Origin of the sequence: Cryobacterium sp. 10C3, assembly GCF_034314285.1 — a bacterium.
Lineage (GTDB): Bacteria > Actinomycetota > Actinomycetes > Actinomycetales > Microbacteriaceae > Cryobacterium > Cryobacterium glucosi.
The window spans coordinates 901,707-924,493 of sequence record NZ_JAVIWF010000002.1; the positions used below are offsets into that span (position 1 = coordinate 901,707).

Below are 22,787 nucleotides of genomic sequence, written 5' to 3' on the forward strand. Positions count from 1 at the left end.
GCCGGACTAGCTCGCCCGGAACAACTGCATCGACGCACCCGGCACGAGCAGCCGGGTGCCGGGGATGTGCTCGATGACCGCGTCGCTCAGGTCGTCGTGACTCGAATCCCAGAGCAGCGAATACGAGGAGACGCCGGCGTGCTCTGGCAGCGTCACCGTCACGTCGCGCTCGCGGCCCTGCACGATGAGGAGGATCCGGTTGAACTCCTCGAACTCGGGCGTCGACGCCGCGAGGTACTGCAGGGTGCGCTCCTTCGGGGAGTGCCAGTTGTCCTCCGACATCGACTTGCCCTCGATGTTGTACCAGTCCATCTCGCTCGCGCTCAGGGTGGTTTCGCCGGAGCGGCCGAACCACACCGGGCGGAGGGCCGGGTTGTCACGACGCAGCTGGAGCAGCTTCTTCGTGACACGGTGCAGGTCGATCTGCCAGTCGTCGAGGTCCCAGTTCAGCCAGGTCAGCTCGCTGTCGTGGCAATACGCGTTGTTGTTGCCGCGCTGGCTGCGACCGAATTCGTCGCCGGCCGTCAGCATCGGGACGCCCGCGGAGAGCAGAAGCGTGCCGAGGAGGTTGCGCATCGCCTTGCGCCGGGTCGCGAGGATGCCGCGGTCGCGCGTGGGTCCCTCGGCCCCGTGGTTGAAGGAGTTGTTGCTGTCGGTGCCGTCGCGGTTGGACTCGCCGTTTCCGACGTTGTGCTTGACGTTGTACGCGGTCAGGTCGGCCATTGTGAAGCCGTCGTGCGCCGTGATGAAGTTCAGCGACGCGAGCGGGCCGCGTTCGAGGGAGAAGGTGTTCGCGGAGCCGGCCAGCCGGGTCGCGAAGCGGCCGATGCCGCTCCCGGAGTGGCCGTCCCTGGCCGCCGCGATGTCGGTGAGCCAGAACGAGCGCATCCGGTCACGGTAACGGTCGTTCCACTCCGTCCAGCCGTCCGGGAAATTGCCGGTCTGCCAGCCGCCCATGCCCACGTCCCACGGCTCGGCGACGAGCTTGACGCCGGCGAGTTCCGGATCGGACTGGATGGATTTGATCAGGGGATGGTCGCGCTGGAACTCCACGTTGTCCCCGCGGCTCAGCGTCGCGGCGAGGTCGAAACGGAAGCCGTCGATCTGCACGTCGTTCGCCCAGTACTTGAGAGAGTCGAGCACGAGCCGGCGCGGCACCTCGTTGGAGACGTTGAGGGTGTTGCCGCAGCCGGTCACGTCGATGTAGCCGCCCGCATCGTTCTGGCGGTAGTAGGTAGCGTTGTCGATGCCGCGGAGGCTGCTCGCGGGGCCGCCGGGACCCTCCTCGGCGGTGTGGTTGTAGACGACGTCGAGGATCACCTCGAGGCCGGCCTCGTGCAGGAGCTTGACCATTCCCTTGAACTCGCGCAGCACGGCTTCCGGACCTGCCGACTGGGACGCCATGGTCGCATAGTCGGCGTGCGGGGTGAAGAAGTTGAAGGTATTGTAACCCCAGTAGTTGGTGAGACCCTGCTTGAGCAGGCGCTGTTCGGAAACGAACGCCTGCACGGGGAGGAGCTCGACCGAGGTGACGCCGAGTTCCTTGAGATAGGTGATCGTCGACTCGTGCGCCAGGCCTGCGTAGGTGCCGCGGAGGTCGGCGGGAATGGCCGGGTTGAGCTTGCTGATGCCCCGCACGTGCGCCTCATAGACGACGGTGTGGTCGAGCGCGATCTTCGGCTTCACCGAACCGGCCCAGTCGAAGGCGTCGTCGACGACGGAGGACTGCCACTGCTCAGGGCCGACCCTGACGAGGCCTCGAGAATAGGGCTCGACCATGGTCTTCTCGGGGTGGAACGAATTCGTGGGTGCGGCAGGCCCCGAGACGCGGATGCCGTAGTGGCGGCCCGCGGACAGGGTGCGACTGCGACCGGACCAGACATTGTCCGCGTCGCGGGTCATCGGCACGGTCTTGACGATCCAGTTCGGGTCCGTGGCGTCGAAGATGCAGAGGTCCATGGCCTCGGCGTTCTGCGACCAGACACGGAGTTCGCCGACCCCGGCTGAAAGCCGCACGCCGAGGTTGTGCAGGGGATCGGCGTGAGTCATGCGTTCTAGAGTAATGAGTACGGAGACTGGCCGTGACCACCGGCGCACGCTCAGCCAGCCGAAAACCGAGCGGAAGAGGGTATTTTGTCGATTTATCTCGACCACGCCGCGACGACGCCGATGCTGCCAGCGGCCATCGAGGCATACGTCGACGCCATGAGCGTCGTCGGAAACCCCGCCTCCATCCACAGCCAGGGCCAGAATGCCAAGCGGATGCTCGAGGAAGCCCGCGAGACCGTGGCACGGAGTGTGGGCTGCGATCCGATCGAGGTCGTGTTCACCGGGGGAGGCACCGAGGCGATCAACCTCGCCCTCAAGGGCCTGTTCTGGGCGCGCGCCCCGCGCAGGCGCATCCTCGTCCCCGGCGGCGAGCACCACGCGACCATGGACACCGTCGAGTGGCTCGAAAACCACGACGGCGCAGAACCCGGGTGGCTTCCGCTCGACAGGGCAGGCCGGGTCGACCCGGCCCGGGTGGCGGATGCCCTCGAGACCGGCGCAGAGGATGTCGCACTGCTCAGCCTGCTTGCCGCGAACAACGAAGTCGGTACCCTGCAGCCCGTCGCCGAGATCGGCGAGATCGCCGCCGTCCACGGGATCCCGGTGCATATCGACGCCGTGTCCGCGTACGGCCAGGTGCCGATCGACTTCCGCGCGCTCAGCGGCGCGGGCCGCACCGGTGCCTCCGGCGGCGCCGGAGGTTCCGCGGGCGGCATCGTCGCCCTCAGCCTCTCCGCCCACAAGATCGGCGGGCCGGTCGGCATCGGAGCACTCGTGCTGTCGCGCCGGGCCAGTATCGTCCCGCTGATCCACGGCGGCGGCCAGCAACGCCAGGTGCGGAGCGGTACCCAGGACGTCGCAGCGGCGGTCGCGTTCGCGGCCGCGGCATCCGCCCTCGGCGACCTGCCCGCCCGCAACGTGCACCTGAGGGCGCTCCGCGACCGGCTGATCGCGGGGGTGCTCGCCGTCGTGCCCACCGCGGTGCTCAACGGTGCGGCACCCGACGGGCCGGATGAGCAGCGCCTGCCCGGCAACGCCCACTTCACCTTCCCCGGCTGCGAGGGGAGTCGCTGCTCTTCCTGCTCGACGCCGCCGGAATCTCCGTATCGACCGGATCGGCGTGCCAGGCCGGCATCCCGGAGCCCTCGCACGTGCTGCGTGCCATGGGCCGCAGCGAGGCGGAGGCCCGCAGCGCCCTGCGGATCACCCTCGGCCGCGATTCGACAGGGGCCGACGTCGACGCCTTCCTCGCCGCGCTGCCGGCAGCGCACGCCCAGGCCAGCCGCGCCGGCATGAACGACCGCGTGCCCACCCGCTGACCTCCCGGGCTCGACGTGCCCGAGCCGCATTGGCCAAACCGGGCCGTCCGATTACACTTGCCCGGTGAAGGTTTTGGCAGCAATGAGTGGCGGGGTCGACTCCGCGGTGGCGGCGGCGCGCGCGGTGGAGGCGGGGCACGAGGTCGTCGGCGTGCACCTCGCCCTGAGCCGCATGCCCGGAACCCTGCGCACCGGCAGCCGCGGCTGCTGCACCATCGAGGACTCGATGGACGCCCAGCGGGCCGCGAACATCATCGGCATCCCGTACTACGTCTGGGACTTCTCCGAGCGGTTCAAGCTCGACGTCGTCGACGACTTCATCGCCGAATACGCCGCCGGCCGCACCCCGAACCCCTGCATGCGCTGCAACGAGCGCATCAAGTTCGCCGCCCTGCTCGACAAGGCGATCGACCTCGGCTTCGACGCCGTCTGCACCGGCCACTATGCGAGCATCCAGACGGATGCCGCGGGGAACCGCGAACTGCACCGCGCGAGCGCCTGGGCGAAAGACCAGTCCTACGTGCTCGGCGTGCTGACCGCCGAGCAGCTCGAGCACTCGATGTTCCCGCTCGGCGAGACGCCGTCCAAGGCCGAGGTGCGTGCGGAGGCCGCCGAGCGCGGCTTCTCGGTCGCGACCAAGCCGGACTCCTACGACATCTGCTTCATTCCTGACGGCGACACCCGCGGCTGGCTCGCCGAGCGCGTCCCTGCATCCGCAGGCGACATCCTCGACCGCGAGGGCAACACCCTCGGCAGGCACGAGGGTGCCGCCGCGTTCACCGTCGGCCAGCGCAAGGGCCTCCAGATCGGCACGCCGGCCGCGGACGGCAAGCCGCGATTCGTGCTCGAGGTGCGCCCGATCACGAACACTGTCGTCGTCGGCCCGAAGGAGGCGCTCGCGATCGGCCTCATCGCCGGCTCGAAGTTCACCTGGACCGGCCTGGCGCCGGAGCACCCCGGGATCGCCTTCGACTGCGACGTGCAGATCCGCGCGCACGCCGACCCGGTGCCCGCCGTCGCGCAGGTCGTGAGTGTCCCGGTTCCGGCTAGCGCAGACTCGGCCGGCGCAGGAGCAACCGACGCAGGAGCAATCGAACTCGTGATCACGCCGCGCGAGCCCCTGACGGGCGTCGCCCCCGGCCAGACCGCGGTGCTCTACGTCGGCACCCGGGTGCTCGGCCAGTGCACGATCGACCGCACCGTGAGCGCCGTACCCGTGCCATCGGCTGCCGTTGAACCAGCCCCGGTCGCCGTTCCCGCCGCCCGTGCCTGACGCCGCGAGCGCCGCGCCCGACGACTCCACGCCGCCGGAGCTCCAGCGGGCCGCCGCCGAGGTCGCCGACCTCACCGCGAGCATCATCGACGCCAGGGACGCATACTACGAGCGCAACGAGGTCGTCATCTCCGACGCCGACTATGACGCGCTCGTCCGCCGGCTCGCGGTTCTCGAGGGTGAGTTTCCCGAGCTCGCGAGCCAGGACAGCCCCACCCAGACCGTCGGAGGCCGCGCCGAGACGAGCCTGTTCGCGCCCGTGCAGCACGCCGAGCGGATGCTGAGCCTCGACAACGTCTTCTCGGTCGAGGAATTCGAGGCGTGGGCCGCCAAGGTCGAGCGGGACGCCGGCCGCCCCGTCCACTACCTGTGCGAACTCAAGATCGACGGCCTCGCGATCAACCTCCGCTACGAGGACGGCGTGCTCGTCACCGCGGCGACCCGCGGCGACGGCGTCGTCGGCGAGGACGTCACCGAGAACATCCACTGGGTGCCCGGCATCCCCGAGCGACTGTCAGGCACCGGGCATCCGCCGCTGATGGAGGTACGCGGCGAGGTCTTCTTCCCCGTCGTCGCCTTCGCGGATCTCAATGCCCAGCAGGTCGCCGCCGGGGAACGTCCCTTCGCCAACCCGCGCAACGCCGCGGCCGGCTCGCTGCGCCAGAAGGCAGAGGGCAAGAGCCAGGAGGCCCTGCGCCTGATGCGCGCGAGGCTTGGCCGGCTGCGGATGCTCGTGCACGGCATCGGGGCCTGGGCCGATCCGCAGGCCGACGCCCAGTCCGCGGTCTACGGACTCCTGGCCGGCTGGGGACTGCCGACGAGCAGCTACTTCCGCGTCGAACCGGACGCGAGCGGGGCATCCGCCTTCATCGCGTACTACGGAGAGCACCGGGCGAGTGTGTCCCACGAGATCGACGGCATCGTGATCAAGGTCGACGAACTCGCCCTGCACGCCGAACTGGGCGCAACGAGCCGGGCGCCACGCTGGGCGATCGCATACAAGTACCCGCCGGAACAGGTGAACACCAAGCTGCTCGACATCGTCGTGAGCGTCGGCCGCACCGGCCGTGCCACCCCTTCGCCGTGATGCAGAAGGTGCGGGTCGCGGGCTCCGAGGTGCGGCAGGCCACCCTGCACAACCAGGACGTCGTCAAGGCCAAGGGCGTGCTGATCGGCGATACCGTCGTGCTGCGGAAGGCCGGCGACGTGATCCCCGAGATTCTCGGCCCGGTCGTCGAACTGCGCGACGGCAGCGAACGCGCGTTCGTGATGCCGGCGAACTGTCCGGAGTGCGGCACCCCGCTCGCGCCGGCCAAGGAGGGCGACATCGACCTGCGCTGCCCGAACGCGCGCAGCTGCCCGGCCCAGGTGCGCGGGCGGGTCGAGCACATCGGTTCCCGCGGCGCGCTCGACATCGAGGTGCTCGGCGAGGTGGCCGCGGCCGCCCTCACCCAGCCGACCGTGCCGATCGAGCCGCCGCTGCGCACGGAAGCCGGCCTCTTCGACCTCACCCTCGACGACCTGACCCCGATCGAGGTGGTCGTGCGCGATGCCGAGACCGGGCTGCCCCGCGAGGAGGCAGACGGCACGAACCGGCTGCGCACCCCGTTCCGGCGGAACCCGACGGCTGCCGAGAAGCGGGCGGGCCTCACCGGTCCGCAGCCGTCCTCGAGTGCGATCAAGCTGCTCGCCGAGATCGAACTCGCCAAGACGAAACCGCTCTGGCGCCTGCTGGTGTCGCTCAACATCCGCCACGTCGGCCCCGTCGCCGCGCGCGCCCTCGCCGGCCATTTCGGCAGCCTCGACGGGATCCGAGCGGCGACGCGGGACGAGCTCGCCGAGGTCGACGGCGTCGGCGGCATCATCGCAGACGCCATCATCGACTGGTTCGAGGTGGACTGGCACCGCGACATCGTGGACCAGTGGACCGCCGCCGGCGTGCAGTTCCGGACGCCGGACCACCCGGGACCGGGCGCTGCCGCGGCCGCCGGGGGAGTGCTCACCGGGCTCACCGTCGTCGCGACCGGGTCGATCGAGGGCTTCACCAGGGAAGAAGCCCAGGAGGCGATCATCTCCGCTGGCGGAAAGAGCGCCTCGAGCGTGTCGAAGAACACCGACTTCGTGGCCGCCGGACCGGGCGCAGGTTCCAAGCTCACCAAGGCGGAGGCCCTCGGGCTGCGCATCCTCGACGCAGCGCAATTCCGGCTCCTCGTCACCGGAGGCCCCGCCGCGCTCGACGCGGCTGATGGCGCCGTCTCCGACGTGACCGGCGCCGACGTGACCGGCGCCGACGTGACAGAGGGTACGGTCACCGCACCGACCGACTGACGGGGCCGGACCGGTCACCGGTCAGTCCGGTTCGGGAGCCGTGAGGCGATCGACCCAGCCGAGGACCATCCGGTTGAAGAGGTCGACGTTCTCGATGCTCCAGACGTGGTGCATGCCGGGAGCGATCCAGGTGAGTGTCTGCGGGAGCCTGCTGCGCAATTCGGGAAAGCTGCGCCGCACCAGGCGGGACTCCTTTTCTCCAGCGACGGCGAGGAGCGGACCCCGGTAATCGCCGAGCGAATCCGGGCAGCCGCCCCGGTTGACGTCCGCGAACACGCGTGCCGCGTTGTCTGCGCGGATGCCCAGGCCGTGGCCGACGAACAGGTCGACGGCGTCGGCAGGCAATCCGAACGCCTTCGCCTGCGCCTTCCAGTACCAGGCCCTGTCCCACAGTCGCAGCTGGAGGGTGTTGAGGAACCGGGCAGCTCCATGGATGCCGGTCATGGGTGCGCCCGAGATCAGACAGGACTGGATCAGCTCCGGGTGCCGGGCCATCAAGTGCACGGCGACGAGGCCGCCGAGCGAAAGCCCGATCACGTGGGCGCTCCCGCCCCTGGCCTGGGAGCGGATGATCTCGGCAACGTCGTCAGCGGTGCGATCCAGCGAATGCCACTCTTCCCCCGACCGGGAGCCGAAGCCCGGCAGGTCCGGTGTGAGGATGTGCCGGTCCGGCATACCCTCGACCTGCGGCTGCCAGGACCAGGAGGCGACGGTGCCGCCGTGCAGTAACACGATCGTCTCCGAGCCAGGGGCGTCTACGCCGTGCTCGAGCGGATACCCGGTCACCGTGAAGCCGTGACCAGGACGGATTCGGTTTCGTCCAGCCAGGCGAGTTCCGCCTCGGCGTGGACGATTCCGTTGCGGAGCGTGGCCCGGCGCAGGGCCTGGCCGATGGTTTCCGGTCGCCCGGGATCCCGGGCCTCGATGGTGGTCAGGCGCGCGAGCAGCCGGCTCGCTTCCTCCCTCCGCGCTCGGAGGAGTTCGCGGACGCCGTCGATTCCGAGCGCTCCGGCGAAGAAGATGCGCATCAGGAAGGACTCGTGCGGGGTCTCAGGTTCCAGCGGCGCCCTGAGCGCGGCGTCGAGGGCCGCGTGACCCGCCGAGGTGATCCGGTGTTCGCGCCGATCTGGCTTGCCGTCCTGGGCGATGACCGTGACCTCGGCGAGTCCGTCAGCGACCAGGCGGCTGAGCGTGCGATAGATCTGGGACTGGTCCGCAGACCAGAAATGAATGACGGATGCCTCGATCCTCTTATTGAGGTCGTACCCGGAGAGGGGCGAGAGCTCGAGCATCCCGAGCAAAGCAATGGTCAGTGACATGCCTATATAAGACCACGCATATATGCCCGCGCGCAATACCCGGTTTCACTGCCCGAATATTTGCACCCGGACCGGGGACAAAGTTCATCCCCAACGGGCGCATTCTTCGATACTCTAAAAGTGCAGGGTGTGCACTTGATACCGTGCCGATCCACCGCTCGGTGTTCGTGAGGGGACGTACCCAGGTTTGCTGTTAGGCGCGGCAATTCTTCTTGCATCCTCGCTGGTATTCAATGGGGCCAGCGAGGCCTTTCAGGTGCACGAATACGCGGTCGTGTCGAGCGACACCGACCTGGGACTGCAGCCCCTCGGCCTCGAACCGGTCGTATCGATCGACGGAGACGTCAACTCCCTCCGCTTCCTGCGCGGGTCGAGCCTCCTCGCCGGCCTTGCCCGGCTCTCGGTCGCAGACATCTCGAGCTTCGTGCTGGACTTCCCCGAACAGCTCGACTCCCTCCTCGCGGTTCCGCCGGCCGCGACAGAGGTCACCGGCTGGTGGACGTCCCTCGGCGGCACCGAACGCTCCTCCCTCATCGCCGCGGCACCCCGCCTCGTCGGCAACCTCGAGGGCATCCCGTTCCGGGAGCGTGGCCGGGCGAACGCCCGATACCTGAACGAGAGCATCACCGAGACCCAGCAGCGCCTCGCGGGCACGCTGAGCGACGACGACCGCACGAGCGCCACCCACGAGCTCGCCGTCCTCGACCAGGTGCGCACCGCACTCAGGCAAGCCGACGCGGGGCCGCGCCGCTCCCTGATCCTGCTCGACAGCACGGGCGGCGGTCGCGCGGCCATCGCGCTCGGCAATCCCGACACCGCCGACTACGTCGGCTTCCTCGTTCCCGGAATGAACTACACCGTCGAGGCCGAGATCGTGCACTGGACGGACACGGCGAACGACCTGTACATGGAACAGGAGAAGGTGCTCGCCGAACGCGCAGGCCAGGGCGCGGGCCAGGCGAATGCCAGCATCGCGACGGTCGCCTGGATCGGCTACGAGGTCCCCGACCTGTTCAGCGTCGGCGGCCTCGACAAGGCCATCGTCGGAGCCGACTTCCTCGAGAAGTCCTCCTCGGCATCCGCTCGGACCGCGGGGGGCACCAGCCTTTCATCTCCGTCTACGCGCACTCCTACGGCTCGACCGTCGCGCTCACCGCCCTCGCCCGTGGCTCCTTCGATGTCGACGCCCTCGTGCTCGTCGGATCGCCGGGCAGCCAGATCCAGTCCGCGGCCAGCCTGCATGTGACGGGCGAGAACGTCTGGGTCGGCAAGGCCGACTGGGATCCGGCCGTCAACAGTGCCTTCTTCGGGAGTGACCCGGGGGCCGAATCGTACGGGGCGCATCCGCTCGGGGTCCGCGGTTCGACCGACCGGATCACCGGGGCCAGCCTCACGGCCTCGCTCGGCCACAACGCGTATTTCGAGCCAGGGAGCGAGTCGCTGCACAACATGGCGCTGATCGGAACGGACAACGCGGATTTGGTCACCAACGGCTCCGAATAGAATTGGGTATTCACCTCAACCACAATCGGAGCAACATGTCTGAAATCACGGCCGAGCAGGTTGCGCACTTGGCAAACCTCGCCCGGATCGACCTCAGCCCGGAGGAGATCACCCGCCTCACCGCCGAACTCGGCCAGATCGTGGACTCGGTGGCGAAGGTCGCCGAAGTCGCAACGCCCGAAGTTCCCGCGACGAGCCACCCGATGCCGTTGACCAACGTTTTCCGCGCCGACGTCGTCGTGCCGTCCCTGTCCGTCGAAGAAGCACTTTCCGGATCGACCGACCGCGACGGCGACAAATTCCGCGTGCCCGCGATCCTGGACGAGGAGTAACCATGACCGATCTCACCCGCCTCTCCGCCGCCGACCTTTCCATCCTCCTCACGAGCGGCGCCGTCAGCTCCGTCGAGGCGACGCAGGCCCACCTTGACCACATCGCGGCCGTCGACACCGACGTACACGCGTTCCTGCACGTGGCCGGGGCGAACGCCCTCGCCGCGGCCGCCGTCGTGGACGCCCAGCGCGCCGCCGGTGCCGTGCTCGGTCCGCTCGCGGGCGTGCCCATCGCCATCAAGGACGTGCTCGCGACGCGCGACATGCCCTCGACCGCCGGCTCGAAGATCCTCGAGGGCTGGATCCCGCCCTACGACGCCACGGTCGTGCGGCTCGTCCGCGAAGCCGGGCTGATCCCGCTCGGCAAGACCAACATGGACGAATTCGCGATGGGCTCGTCCACCGAGTTCTCCGCGTACGGCCCGACCCACAACCCCTGGGACCTCGACCGGATTCCCGGCGGCTCCGGCGGAGGATCCGCCGCAGCGGTGAGCGCGTTCGAAGCGCCCCTCGCCCTCGGCAGCGACACCGGCGGATCGATCCGCCAGCCCGCAGCCGTCACCGGATCCGTCGGAGTCAAGCCGACATACGGCGGAGTCTCCCGCTACGGTGCGATCGCCCTGGCCTCCTCGCTCGACCAGGTCGGACCGGTCAGCCGCACCGTCTACGACGCCGCGCTTCTGCACGACGTTCTCAGCGGCCACGACCCGCTCGACTCCACCTCGCTGACCGACCGCTGGCCTTCGATGGCCGCCGCCGCGATCGCGGGCCGGGTCGACGGTGCCCTCACCGGCGTCCGGATCGGTGTCGTCAAGGAGCTGTCCGGCCCCGGGTTCCAGCCCGGAGTCCTGCAGCGCTTCAACGAAACCCTCGCGATGCTCGTCGCAGCCGGCGCCGAGATCGAAGAGGTCAGTGCACCGAGCTTCGAATATGCCGTCGCCGCGTATTACCTGATCCTCCCCGCCGAGGCCTCGAGCAACCTCGCCCGCTTCGACTCGGTGCGTTTCGGCATCCGCGTGGACCCGGCAGAGGGACCGCTCACGAGCGAACGGGTCATGGCCGCGACGCGCGACGCCGGTTTCGGACCCGAGGTCAAGCGCCGGATCATCCTCGGCACCTACGCTCTGAGCGCCGGCTACTACGACGCGTACTACGGCAGCGCCCAGAAGGTGCGCACCCTGATCCAGCGCGACTTCGACGCCGCATTCGAGAAGGTCGACGTGTTGTTGTCCCCGAGCGCGCCGACCACGGCGTTCAAGTTCGGCGAGAAGATGGACGACCCGATGGCGATGTACCTCAACGACGTCACCACGATCCCGGCGAACCTCGCCGGCATCCCGGGAATGAGCCTGCCGATGGGCCTCGCGCCGGAGGACGGCCTGCCCGTCGGGCTGCAGGTCATGGCGCCCGCCAAGCAGGACGCCCGTCTGTACACCTTCGGTGCCGCCGTCGAGCAGCTGCTCGAAGCGCACTGGGGACACACCCTGCTCAGCCTTGCGCCGAAACTGGCACCCACACAAATGTTCGCGAGCGAAGGGGGAGCCGTCTGATGAAGAAGGCTGAACTGATGGATTACGACAAGGCCCTCGAACTGTTCGAGCCGGTGCTCGGCTTCGAGGTGCACGTCGAACTCAACACCAAGACCAAGATGTTCTGCGGCTGCGCCAACGAATTCGGCCAGGGTGCGAACACGAACACCTGCCCGACCTGCCTCGGACTCCCCGGCGGGCTCCCGCAGGTGAACGCGAAGGCGATCGAGTCGAGCATCCGCCTCGGGCTCGCCCTCGGCTGCGAGATCGCGGAATACTCGCGCTTCGCCCGCAAGAACTACTTCTACCCGGACACCGCGAAGAACTTCCAGACCTCCCAGTACGACGAGCCGATCGCGTTCAACGGGCAGCTCACGATCGAACTCGAGAGCGGCCGCCAGGTCACGATCGACATCGAACGCGCCCACATGGAAGACGACGCGGGCAAGCTCACCCACGTCGGCGGCGCGACCGGCCGGATCCAGGGCGCCGACTACTCGCTCGTCGACTACAACCGCGGCGGCGTGCCCCTCGTCGAGATCGTCACGCAGATGATCGAGGGCGGCGAGGCCGACTCTCCCGAGATCGGGCGCACCTACGTTGCGGCGATCCGCGAGATCGTCAAGGCGCTCGGCGTGTCCAACGCGCGGATGGAAGAGGGCAACGTGCGCTGCGACGCGAACGTGTCCCTGCGCCCGCGCTGGCTCCGGAAAGCTCGGCACCCGCACGGAGACCAAGAACGTCAACTCGCTCCGCAGCGTCGAACGTGCCGTCCGTTACGAGATCCAGCGCCAGGCCGCACTCCTCGCCGCCGGCGGAACGATCACGCAGGAGACCCGGCACTGGCATGAGGACACCGGCATCACGTCCGCGGGCCGGCCCAAGTCCGACGCCGACGACTACCGCTACTTCCCGGAGCCCGACCTCGTCCCCGTCGCGCCCTCCCGCGCCTGGGTCGAAGAACTCCGCGCGACCCTGCCGGAGCCGCCCGCGGCACGCCGCAAGCGCCTCCAGGCCGACTGGGGCTTCGCCAACCTCGAGTTCCAGGACGTCGTCAACTCCGACCTGCTCGACGCTGTCGAGGCCACCGTCGCAGCCGGCGCATCCGCCCAGTCCTCCCGCAAGTGGTGGACCGGCGAGGTCGCCAGGCTCGCGAACGTCGCCGGCGTCTCCGCTGACTCCCTGGTCGAGCCGGTGCAGCTCGCCGCTCTGATCGAACTGGTCACCGCGGGAACGCTGACCGACCGCCTGGCCCGCCAGGTGCTCGAGGGCGTCATCGCCGGCGAAGGCACCCCGCTCGAAGTCGTGGAGATCCGCGGTCTTGCCGTCGTTTCCGACGACGGCCCGCTCATCGAGGCCATCGACCTCGCTCTCGCCTCCCAGCCCGACGTGCTCGCGAAGATCCGCGACGGCAAGGTCCAGGCGGCCGGCGCCGTGATCGGTGCCGTCATGAAGGCCATGCGCGGACAAGCGGATGCCGCACGGGTACGGGAACTTGTCCTCGAAAGGGCAGGAACGGCCGAGTAATGGCCCTCTGGAAGCGACGCGAGCCCGCACCGGACGGGCCCGCGAGCCGAGCCGTTTTCGGCGTCGGGATGCAGGTTCTGGTGCGGCTCGACCGGAGCCGCTACCCGGAGTCGATGGTCGAAGACCCCATCGGCGTCATCGTCGGGGCCGGGGACACCGACGGCGCAGCCCTCTACGCCCCTGTCTCCGGTCGGGAGGCGATCTGGACCGTGCAGTTCGACGAACCGTTCTACGGGCTCGACGGCTCGGGCCCGCACGAGTCAGCCCGGGTCGCCCAGACCTCCCTCGAACCGGCCCCGGAAGCGTGATTGCGATGAGCGCAGCCCAGGAACGTCCCGATTCCCCGAGCGCTGAGACCACGGCGACCCCCGCTGACATTCGTCGCTGGCGCCAGTACCTCGCCGATGAACGCGCGGAGGCCGCGGTCTACCGCGACCTCGCCTCCCGCCGGACCGGTGAGGAGAAGGAGATCCTGCTCGCCCTCGCCGAGGCGGAAGCCCGCCACGAGGCGCACTGGCGGGACCTGCTCGGCGACCAGGCCGGCCCGCCGAAACGTGGAGCCGTGCGCACCCGGTTCCTCGGGTTCCTCGCGAGACGATTCGGTTCCGTCTTCGTGCTCGCGCTCGCCCAGCGGGCGGAAGCGCGCTCGCCATACGATTCCGACGTGGACGCGACGAAGACGATGGCGGCCGACGAACGCATCCACGAGGAGGTCGTGCGCGGGCTCGCCGCCCGGGGCCGCCAGCGCCTCGCCGGATCGTTCCGCGCCGCCGTGTTCGGCATCAACGACGGCCTCGTCTCCAACCTCGCCCTCGTGCTCGGTATCGGCGCGACCGGCGTCCCCGCCGCGACCATCCTGTTCACGGGCATCGCCGGCCTGCTCGCCGGCGCCCTGTCGATGGGTGCGGGTGAGTACGTCTCGGTGCGGTCGCAGCGGGAGTTGCTCGAGGCATCCACCCCCCAGGCGACCGCGCGCACGGTGCTCTCGCACCTCGACCTCGCAGCCAACGAGCTCACCCTCGTCTACCGGGCGCAAGGCATGGCGGCGGACGAGGCCGAGGCGCAGGCGCACGAGGTGCTGCGCACGCTGACCATGGCGACCGGACCGGTTTCGGTTGCCGCCCCGGTCCAGGGCGCCGACATCGCGCACGGGGCTCTCGACCCCGCGACGGACGAGCACGAGGCGATCGGAACCGGCTGGGGTGCCGCGTCCTCGAGCTTCTGCTTCTTCGCCTCCGGCGCCATCCTCCCTGTGCTGCCCTACCTGTTCGGCCTCGAGGGGCTTGCGGCGATCGTGGTCGCGTCCGTGCTCGTCGGGCTCGCCCTCCTTGCGACGGGCGCGATTGTCGGCCTGCTTTCCGGCGGGCCGCCGCTCCGGCGTGCGCTCCGCCAGCTGCTGATCGGCTTCGCGGCAGCCGGGGTCACCTACGTGCTCGGCCTGCTCTTCGGCACCTCGCTCGGGTAGCGCCTTCTGGAGCGATCTACGGGCGGGGTGTCGGGGCTTCGAGCCGCGACGGACGTTACACAGTCCATCCAGGATGAACGGAGTCTCACCGCTCGTCGGCGGTGTTGGCGTCTGCTGCCTCGGGTCTGCACCCGGTGTCGAATTCAGGAGATTCTTGGTGTCGGGTGGGATCGGCCGCACTGGTCCGCGGACCGGAGTTGCCCGCCCGGGAGGATCTCCTGAATTCGGAACCACGGGCAGGAGAATCAACCGTCTTCAGGTATGAAACTCGGAATGAGAAGCCCACAATTATGTGAGTAAGTCTCGTCTTTGTGTTCTATTCGGCGTAGAATCGGGGTATGGCAGGAGCTACGGATCCCCAGTCACACACCCCGCAGACACCCGGTTCCGGGGCCGCGGGGGACCAGCCCACCGTGGGTGCCGAGGGTTTCGAGGGCGCGGAGGGTCTGGTCGGCTCGGTGCCGTCGGTGCATGCGGATGCTGTCGCCCGGCTCGCCGAGGCGCAGGCGGTTCTCGCCGATGCCCTGGCGGCGATCCCGGTGGGGCTGCTCAGCGACAGAGAAGCGGTGACGGCGCTGAGCACCGTGGAGGCGATCGGTCGGACGGTGGATGCGGCCCGGGTGAGCACCGCGACGGATGTGGACCGGCGGGCTCGGGTTTTGGGCCGGGAGGGCCTGGCCTGGCGGATGGGCTGCACGGGCCCGTGGGATGTCCTCACCCGGGTGACGCGGGTGTCGGCCCGGGAGGTGAAGCGGCGCACGAAGCTTGGCGACGCGGTGTTGCCGCGGCCGTGCGGCGGGAGCAGCTGGTTGCCGCCCTTGTTCCCGACCGTCGGGGCCGCCCTGGCAGCGGGGGAGATCGGGGTGGAGACGGCGGAGTTGATCGTGGCCGGGCTGCAGGTGATCAGTCACCGGGTGGCGCCGGATGACCTGTTGACGGCGGAGCGGGCCCTGGTCGCCACGGCGGCGGGGCTGATCACCCCGGAGACCGAGGATTTGGCCGGGGCAGGTGTGCCGGTGACGACGGACCTGATCCGGGGCATGGTCGCGCAGTGGCAGGCGGCCCTGGACCCCGACGGGGTCCTCCCGACCGAGGACCTGTTCGAGGCGAAGTCCAACATCGGCTTCGGACAACTCAAGAACGGGTTGTATCCGGTGAAGGGTGGGGTGACGCCGGAACTGTTCGGGGTGATGAACACCCTCTTCGACGCCTTCCTCAGCTCCCACGCCCGCCCGGCGTTCCCCACCGCCGAGGAACAGGCCCTGATGGATTCGGGGCAGATGATCCCCGGCGCCGAGGCCGCGGGTACCGACGCCGACACGGGCTCGGATCTGGACGTGATCGAGGCGGAGCTGCGGGAGCGGCGGGCGGATACCCGCACGAGTGGGGAGAAACGCGCGGACATCCTCCGGGCGTTGTTCGAACACGCCGCCCGCGACGAGGACACGCCCAGCATGGGCGGATCCGCCCCGACGGTGATGGTGCAGGTGAACGCCGCCGACCTCGCCTCCGGGGTCGGGGTGGGATGGATCGACGGGGTCGAGGCCCCCGTGTCTTTGAAGACGGTGCACCGGCGCATCTGTGACGGCGGCTTCCAAGGGGTCCTCTTCGGGGCGAACAACGAAGTCCTCAAGCTCGGTCCGGAGCGGCGCTATTTCAACCGGGCGCAACGCCGGGCGATCACCGCCCGGGACGGCGGCTGCATCATCCCCGGGTGCAAAGCCCCGGCGCACTGGGCCGAAGTACACCACGTGAAGCCCTGGGCCAAGGACGGCCCGACGACCGTCGATAACGGGGTCCTGCTCTGCTGGTTCCATCACCACACGATCGACACCTCGGGGTGGGAGATCCGCATGGTGAAAGGCTCACCGCAAGTGCGGGCCCCTGGGTTGATCGATCCGCAACGGCTCTGGCGGCCACCGAACCGGCACCGCGCCCACCAGGTCCTCACCGGACCACCCAACCGCGACTGACCGGCCCGACTGACCAGGGCGAACGGGGGCCATGCCGGACGCGGGCCGTCGCTATAGGGTGTCGTTCTCGGAGGCGTTCGGTCATCGTGACCTGACCGCAACATGCGGAACCGGATTTCAGACATCCGTTTCCATATGATTTAGCCGAGGGTGACAAAGGAGGCTCCGTGTCCGCAGACCGACCGGCAATCCGCTTGCGGGGGCTGACCAAGTCCTTCGGCGCGGGAAACGCCGTTGACGGGGTTGATCTCGACGTCGTCGAGGGCGAATTCTTCTCGATGCTCGGCCCTTCCGGCTCCGGAAAGACGACCGTGCTCCGGCTGATCGCGGGCTTCGAACAGCCCACGAGCGGAACGGTGTCGCTCCAGGGAAAAGACGTGACCGACCGCGCCCCCTTCGACCGCGACGTCAACACCGTGTTCCAGGACTATGCGCTCTTCCCGCACATGACCGTGCGCGACAACGTCGCATACGGGCTGCGCGTGCGCGGCGTCGGCAGGCGCGAACGCCACGAGCGGGCCAGGGCGGCCCTCGACACCGTGCGTCTCGGCGGGTTCGGCGACCGGAAGCCCGGACAGCTCTCCGGCGGGCAACGGCAGCGCGTGGCCCTGGCCAGGGCCACGGTCGTCCAGCCCAAGGTGCTGCTTCTGGACGAGCCGCTCGGCGCCCTCGACCTCAAGTTGCGCGAGCAGATGCAGGTCGAACTGAAGGAACTCCAGCGCGAACTCGGCATCACCTTCATTTTCGTCACCCACGACCAGGAGGAGGCGCTCACCCTGAGCGACCGGATCGCCGTCTTCAACGAGGGTCGGATCGAACAGCTCGGAACCCCCGCCGAGATCTACGATCACCCGGTATCGCCCTTCGTAGCCGCTTTCGTAGGCACGTCCAACGTGTTCAGCGACGAACTGTCCCTCCGTGTGCTCGGCCGAGGAGGCATCCACTCGGTGCGTCCGGAGAAGATGACGGTCGAGAGGCTGGAGGCCCCGCTCAGCGGCGACCGCTCGGCGACAGGCGTCCTCGCCGAGGTGATCTACCTGGGCAGCAGTACCCGGCTCATCGTCGACCTCGACGCGGGCATGCGCGTCGTCGTGCAGGAGCAGAACGATGCGCGGCGGGTCGGCGACGAAGAACGCGGCGCCCGTGTGCGCGTGGCCTGGTCCGACAGGGACACCGTCGTGGTCGTCGCAGACCGCCGCACCGAATCACTGGACCCGGCACCTTAAACAGCTCACCAAGAATGGAGACCGTAATGAACCGCCACGCGCCCCACCGCAACTCCAGACTGACCGCCCTGACCGGGCTCGCCATCGCCTCGATCGCGCTCCTCACGGCGTGCGGAACCACGACGTCCGGGGCGACCAAGCCCACCGCATCCGCACCGACGGCCCTCGGCGCGAACGAGGGGGCCGTGTCGATCCTCGCGTGGCCCGGCTACGTCGAGGACGGCAGCAACGACCCGACCGTGGACTGGGTCAGCGCCTTCCAAGACGAGACCGGCTGTAAGGTCACGAGCAAGACCTACGGCACCTCCGACGAGGCCTTCAACCTGATGAAGACGGGCGACTACGACGTTGTCGCGGCCTCGGGAGATGCCTCCCTGCGCCTGGTCGCCGCTGGAGACGTTGCCCCGGTGAACACCGACCTGATCCCGAACTACGCCGGAATCTACGACTTCCTCAAGCTGCAGGCCTGGAACAGCGTCGACGGTGTCTCCTACGGCATCCCGCACGGCTACGGCGCCAACCTGTTGATGTACAACAAGGATGTCGTCACGCCGGCCCCGACGTCGTGGGACGTCGTGTTCGACAAGTCTTCGCCGTACAAGGGCAAGGTCACGGCATACGACTCCCCGATCTACATCGCGGATGCCGCCATGTACCTGATGAAGCACCAGCCCGATCTCGGGATCAAGAACCCGTACGCCCTCGATGAGAAGCAGCTCGCGGCGGCCGTCGACCTGCTCAAGCAGCAGCGCCCGAATATCGGAGAGTACTGGTCCGACTACCTCAAGTCGGTGCAGTCCTTCGAGACCGGGGACACGGTCGTCGGAACCACCTGGCAGGTGATCCGCAACTCGCTCGCCGCCGGGACCGCCGCCGAGGTCACAGTTCCGTCGGAAGGAGTCACCGGCTGGTCTGACACCTGGATGATCGCCTCGAAAGCGGCGCACCCCAACTGCGCGTACGCCTGGCTCAACTACATCGCGAGCCCGAAGGCGAACGCGCAAGCGACCGAGTACTTCGGAGAGGCCCCGTCCAACCAGAAGGCCTGCGAGTTCATGACGGACCCCAACCAGTGCGCGACCTATCACGCCGGAGACGCCGACTACGCGTCGAAGATCTGGTACTGGACGACGCCGATCGCCAAATGCGTCGACGGCAGGACCGACGTGACCTGCACCGACTACGCGGCCTGGACGACCGCGTGGCAGGAGATCAAGGGCTGATGCTCCAGGCCGATTCCGGCGGGCCCGTTCCGGTGCCCCGCGACACCGGGGCCCGCCGGATCTCGGTCTTCCTGAGCCGGCACCCTCGGCTCCGACTCTCCCTGCTGCTCTCGGCTCCGCTGTTCTGGCTCGGGCTGGTGTACATCGTGGCCCTCGCGGCGCTGCTGATCACGGCCCTGTGGACGGTGGACACGTTCACGGGAACCATCACGCAGACCTGGACGCTCGACAACATCGTCACCGTGCTGACCGGCTCGCTGTACCAGACGGTGACCCTGCGCACCCTCGGCATCGCCGTGGTCGTGACCGTCGTCGACATCCTGGTCGCCCTGCCGATCGCGTTCTACATGGCCAAAGTCGCGAGCACCAGGTGGCAGCGGGTGCTCGTGATCGCCGTGCTGATGCCGCTCTGGGCGAGCTACCTGGTCAAGGCGTATGCGTGGCGCTCCGTGCTGTCGAGCGACGGCATCGTCGACTGGCTGGTCGCGCCCTTCGGCGGCCAGACCCCGGGATACGGGCTGCCGGCAACGGTCATCACCCTCGCTTACCTCTGGCTGCCGTACGTGATCCTGCCGATCTACGCCGGACTGGAACGCGTGCCGGACTCCCTGCTCGAGGCCTCAGGCGACCTCGGGGGCCGGACCGGATCCACCCTTCGGCTCATCGTGCTGCCGATGATCTGGCCGGCGATCATCGCCGGTTCGATCTTCAGCTTCTCGCTCACCCTCGGCGACTACATCACGGTCAACATCGTCGGCGGGGCCAACCAGATGCTCGGGAACCTCGTCTACACGAACGTCGGCGCGGCGAACAACCTGCCCCTCGCGGCGGCGATCGCCCTCATCCCGATCGTGATCATTTTCGGATACCTCGCCGCCGTGCGCCGCACCGGCGCCCTGGACAACCTGTAAGGGGAGAGATGCGCCTCAGCAGACCGGCACGGATCGTCCTCGCCGTCCTCACCGGGATCATTCTCGCGGTGATCTACCTGCCGCTCATCGTCGTGCTGATCAACTCCTTCAGCACGAGCACGAACCTGACCTGGCCACCGCCCGGCCTGACCTTCGAGTGGTGGGTGAAGGCGTTCCACAATGAGGGCGCCCTCAACGCGATCGGGACGAGCGTGCAGATCGCGATCGTGGCGACCCTGGTCTCCCTCGTCCTCGGCACCCTGATCTCGCTCGCCCTGCAGCGGTTCGCGTTCTTCGGCCGCGACGCCGTGAGCCTCCTCGTGATCCTGCCGATCGCGCTCCCCGGGATCATCACGGGCATTGCGCTCAACAATGCGTTCCGCACGATCATGGGCATTCAGCTGTCGATCGCGACCGTGATCATCGCGCACGCGACCTTCTGCATCGTCACGGTGTTCAACAATGTCATCGCGCGTCTCCGCCGCGTCGGCATGAACTTCGAGGAGGCGTCCGCCGATCTCGGAGCGGGGCTGTGGACCACCTTCCGACTCGTGACCTTCCCGCAGCTGCGTTCTGCACTTTTCGCGGGGGACTTCTCGCTTTCGCGCTGAGCTTCGACGAGATCATCGTGACGACGTTCACGGCGGGGTCGAGCGTGAAGACCCTGCCGATCTGGATCCTCGACAACCTGTTCCGGCCGAATCAGGCCCCGATCGTCAACGTCATCGCGGTTGTCCTCGTGCTGGTCTCGATCGTGCCGATCTACGTGGCACAGCGCCTCGCGGGGGCCGAGAAAGTCACCCCCTGAGGCCCACTCGGTTCAGCGCGCGTCGCGCCCGGTGAGCGCGAGGAGACGGGACTGCAGCGGCGCGTCGTCGGGGAGGGGAACCGGGGGAGCGAAGAGGCCGCTTGCTTCGAGGGCGTCCTTCTGGGGCTCGAAGACCGTCCAGACGGCGGCGACGAGCTCGTCGTCGAGGGACTCGTCGGCGGAGACGGCCCTGGCGAGATCCCAGGTGTGGATGGTGACCTCCGCGACCTGTTCCCGCAGGTACTCCGCGGCGGTGACGGTTTCGGACGCCAGCCGGACGGGAGCATCCGCCGGGGCCTCCGACCAGGCGGCGGTCGCGAGGGCGGAGTAGGTGTCCCATTCCGCCTGCAGGTCGGAGCCGAGCGGGGCGCGGGTGAGGCGAGCCTCGATGACCGACCGTCCGGCGAGGAGCCGCGGTACACTCTGCTGGCCGCGGACGACATGGCGCACGAGGTCGCGGACGGTCCAGTCCGAGTCGGGGGTCGGTGCGTCCCAGCTGGTGACGTGCGCGAGCCGGGCGCTGAACTCCTGGTGGGCCTGCTGCTGAAGTGCGATCCAGTTCGATTCCATGAAGGCTCCTTTCGTTGCACGATGCAACCCCTGCGGTCGCCGGTGCATTCCGCCTCGCACGCTACCCGTGGAACGGGTCTGCCCGCACGGTCGGCGGTGTGGGTTAGGGTCTCAGGGTGAGCAGGCAGGACGGAAGCGACCGCACGGTCTCGGCGGCAAGCGTCGACGACTCCTCCGCGACCCTGCTTCACATCGACATGGATGCGTTCTTCGCGTCCGTCGAGCTGCTCGACCACCCGGAACTCGTCGATAAACCCGTCATCGTCGGCCACCGCTCCGGCCGCTCCGTCGTGACCGCCGCCAACTACGTCGCCCGGCGCTACGGCGTGAACTCGGCCATGCCGATGGCACTCGCCCTGCGGCGCTGCCCGGCGGCGGTCGTCCTCGAACCGCACATGAGCCGGTATCGGGATTTCTCCGAGCAGGTGATGGGCATCTTCACGGACATGACCCCACTCGTCGAGCCGCTCAGCATCGACGAAGCCTTCCTCGACGTCTCCGGGGCCCGCCGCCTGCATGGCTCGCCCGCGGTGATCGCGGCGCTGATCCGAGAGCGGGTCCAGAACGAGACCGGGCTCACCTGTTCCGTCGGTGCCGCGTCGACGAAGTTCGTCGCCAAGATGGCGTCGAGCAGGGCGAAACCTAACGGCCTGCTCGTGGTGCCGGCTGAGGACACCCTCGTGTTCCTGCATCCGTTGCCTGTCGGCTCACTCTGGGGCGTCGGCGCCATGACCGAGAAGTCGCTCCTCGGGCTCGGCCTCCGCACGATCGGCGACCTCGCCGCCACGCCGCTGGCCGTGCTGCAGAAGTCCATCGGCGAGGCCTCCGGCCGCAAGTTGCACGAGCTCGCGTGGGGGAGAGACCCGCGCGGAGTGACCCTCGAACGCGAGGAGAAGAGCGTCGGCCACGAGATCACCTTCGAACACGACGTGACGGATGTCGCCCGGTTGCGCAGCGAGCTCCTCCGCCAGTCCGACGCGGTGGCGGTTTCCCTCCGGCGGGCCGGGCTCGTCGGGCGCTGCGTGGTCCTGAAACTCCGGTACACCGACTTCAGCACCGTGACCCGCTCGCGCACCCTCGCCGAGGCGACGAACGTGGGCCGCCGCATCTACGAGGAAGCTGCGGCGAGCTTCGACGTGCTCGCGGCCCGCGGCATCCGGGTGCGACTGATCGGAGTGCGGGTGGAGCAGCTGGGCGACGGCGATGGGGCAGGCCTCGGCCTCTGGGACCCCGACGACGACTGGCGCGGCGCCGAACTCGCGGTGGACTCCGTCACCGCGCGGTTCGGTCGCGGTTCGGTGCGGCCCGCCTCACTGCTCGGGCCGAGCCAGGCCCGCCCGGTGGGCCTCGACGCCACCAAGCCGAACCCCCGTGCGGGAGAACGCGGCGACGCGAATCCCTGATGCCGGGCGTTGCGGAGCGCGGCGGAGTA

At 68.8% G+C, this 22,787-nt stretch carries 17 protein-coding genes and 4 pseudogenes; 17 read left to right on the top strand and 4 right to left on the bottom strand.

What is annotated here, in order from left to right; translation table 11 throughout:
• Positions 1-6: 6 nt before the first annotated feature.
• Entirely contained in the window at positions 7-2,049 is a 2,043-nt protein-coding gene (gene glgX, locus RGU41_RS04870) for a glycogen debranching protein GlgX (RefSeq protein WP_322135701.1), read from the bottom strand.
• 84 nt (positions 2,050-2,133) lie between these two features.
• Here glgX and RGU41_RS04875 point away from each other — a divergent pair.
• From RGU41_RS04875 to ligA, 3 genes and pseudogenes are all read left to right on the top strand, one after another.
• Positions 2,134-3,368: pseudogene (locus RGU41_RS04875) on the top strand (cysteine desulfurase family protein).
• A 64-nt stretch (positions 3,369-3,432) separates the two neighbouring features.
• Entirely contained in the window at positions 3,433-4,641 is a 1,209-nt protein-coding gene (gene mnmA, locus RGU41_RS04880; protein ID WP_322135702.1) for a tRNA 2-thiouridine(34) synthase MnmA, read from the top strand.
• Positions 4,634-6,969: pseudogene (gene ligA, locus RGU41_RS04885) on the top strand (NAD-dependent DNA ligase LigA). The gene mnmA and the pseudogene ligA overlap by 8 nt, the downstream one beginning before the upstream one ends.
• Before the next feature lie 21 nt (positions 6,970-6,990).
• Here ligA and RGU41_RS04890 read toward each other — a convergent pair.
• Both RGU41_RS04890 and RGU41_RS04895 read right to left on the bottom strand, forming a co-directional pair.
• The gene (locus RGU41_RS04890) at positions 6,991-7,755 is read right to left on the bottom strand and encodes an alpha/beta hydrolase (protein WP_322135703.1); all 765 of its coding nucleotides are present in this window, start codon (positions 7,753-7,755) and stop codon (positions 6,991-6,993) included.
• Positions 7,752-8,288 carry a PadR family transcriptional regulator gene (locus RGU41_RS04895; protein WP_322135704.1) on the bottom strand — a complete coding sequence of 179 codons (537 nt, stop codon included), beginning with the start codon at positions 8,286-8,288 and terminating at the stop codon, positions 7,752-7,754. Before RGU41_RS04895 ends, RGU41_RS04890 begins: the two co-directional genes overlap by 4 nt.
• Before the next feature lie 709 nt (positions 8,289-8,997).
• Between RGU41_RS04895 and RGU41_RS04900 the strand changes: the two are divergent.
• From RGU41_RS04900 to RGU41_RS04960, 13 genes and pseudogenes are all read left to right on the top strand, one after another.
• Positions 8,998-9,342: pseudogene (locus tag RGU41_RS04900) on the top strand (alpha/beta hydrolase); the annotation flags it as partial.
• Between the two features lie 56 nt (positions 9,343-9,398).
• Positions 9,399-9,791, top strand: coding sequence for an alpha/beta hydrolase (locus RGU41_RS04905; protein WP_322137301.1), 393 nt, complete (start codon positions 9,399-9,401; stop codon positions 9,789-9,791).
• A gap of 35 nt (positions 9,792-9,826) precedes the next feature.
• On the top strand, positions 9,827-10,123 hold the full coding sequence (gene gatC / locus RGU41_RS04910; protein ID WP_134447662.1) for an Asp-tRNA(Asn)/Glu-tRNA(Gln) amidotransferase subunit GatC: 297 nt from the start codon (positions 9,827-9,829) through the stop codon (positions 10,121-10,123).
• A gap of 2 nt (positions 10,124-10,125) precedes the next feature.
• The gene (gene gatA, locus RGU41_RS04915; RefSeq protein ID WP_134447664.1) at positions 10,126-11,673 is read left to right on the top strand and encodes an Asp-tRNA(Asn)/Glu-tRNA(Gln) amidotransferase subunit GatA; all 1,548 of its coding nucleotides are present in this window, start codon (positions 10,126-10,128) and stop codon (positions 11,671-11,673) included.
• Positions 11,673-13,179: pseudogene (gatB, locus tag RGU41_RS04920) on the top strand (Asp-tRNA(Asn)/Glu-tRNA(Gln) amidotransferase subunit GatB). The gene gatA and the pseudogene gatB overlap by 1 nt, the downstream one beginning before the upstream one ends.
• A complete protein-coding gene (locus RGU41_RS04925; protein WP_134447668.1) occupies positions 13,179-13,487 on the top strand; it encodes a hypothetical protein in 309 nt (102 codons plus the stop codon). Before gatB ends, RGU41_RS04925 begins: the two are co-directional and overlap by 1 nt.
• Positions 13,488-13,492: 5 nt before the next feature.
• Positions 13,493-14,644, top strand: a complete 1,152-nt coding sequence (locus tag RGU41_RS04930; protein ID WP_134447670.1) for a VIT1/CCC1 transporter family protein — start codon at positions 13,493-13,495, stop codon at positions 14,642-14,644.
• 338 nt (positions 14,645-14,982) lie between these two features.
• On the top strand, positions 14,983-16,617 hold the full coding sequence (locus tag RGU41_RS04935; protein WP_322135705.1) for an HNH endonuclease signature motif containing protein: 1,635 nt from the start codon (positions 14,983-14,985) through the stop codon (positions 16,615-16,617).
• A gap of 167 nt (positions 16,618-16,784) precedes the next feature.
• Positions 16,785-17,843, top strand: coding sequence for an ABC transporter ATP-binding protein (locus RGU41_RS04940; RefSeq protein WP_322135706.1), 1,059 nt, complete (start codon positions 16,785-16,787; stop codon positions 17,841-17,843).
• Positions 17,844-17,869: 26 nt separating this feature from the next.
• Entirely contained in the window at positions 17,870-19,066 is a 1,197-nt protein-coding gene (locus RGU41_RS04945) for an ABC transporter substrate-binding protein (protein WP_322135707.1), read from the top strand.
• Positions 19,066-19,977, top strand: coding sequence for an ABC transporter permease (locus RGU41_RS04950; RefSeq protein WP_134448085.1), 912 nt, complete (start codon positions 19,066-19,068; stop codon positions 19,975-19,977). Before RGU41_RS04945 ends, RGU41_RS04950 begins: the two co-directional genes overlap by 1 nt.
• A gap of 8 nt (positions 19,978-19,985) precedes the next feature.
• Positions 19,986-20,588, top strand: a complete 603-nt coding sequence (locus RGU41_RS04955; RefSeq protein ID WP_322135708.1) for an ABC transporter permease — start codon at positions 19,986-19,988, stop codon at positions 20,586-20,588.
• 17 nt (positions 20,589-20,605) lie between these two features.
• Positions 20,606-20,785: a hypothetical protein gene (locus tag RGU41_RS04960; RefSeq protein WP_322135709.1), complete on the top strand. Its 180-nt coding sequence runs from the start codon at positions 20,606-20,608 to the stop codon at positions 20,783-20,785.
• A gap of 12 nt (positions 20,786-20,797) precedes the next feature.
• Here RGU41_RS04960 and RGU41_RS04965 read toward each other — a convergent pair whose 3' ends face one another.
• Complete coding sequence (locus RGU41_RS04965; RefSeq protein ID WP_322135710.1) at positions 20,798-21,355, bottom strand: TIGR03086 family metal-binding protein; 558 nt, start codon at positions 21,353-21,355, stop codon at positions 20,798-20,800.
• Positions 21,356-21,471: 116 nt separating this feature from the next.
• On the opposite strand from RGU41_RS04965, the gene RGU41_RS04970 reads away from it, so the two are divergent.
• Positions 21,472-22,758, top strand: a complete 1,287-nt coding sequence (locus RGU41_RS04970; protein WP_322135711.1) for a DNA polymerase IV — start codon at positions 21,472-21,474, stop codon at positions 22,756-22,758.
• Positions 22,759-22,787 lie beyond the last annotated feature (29 nt).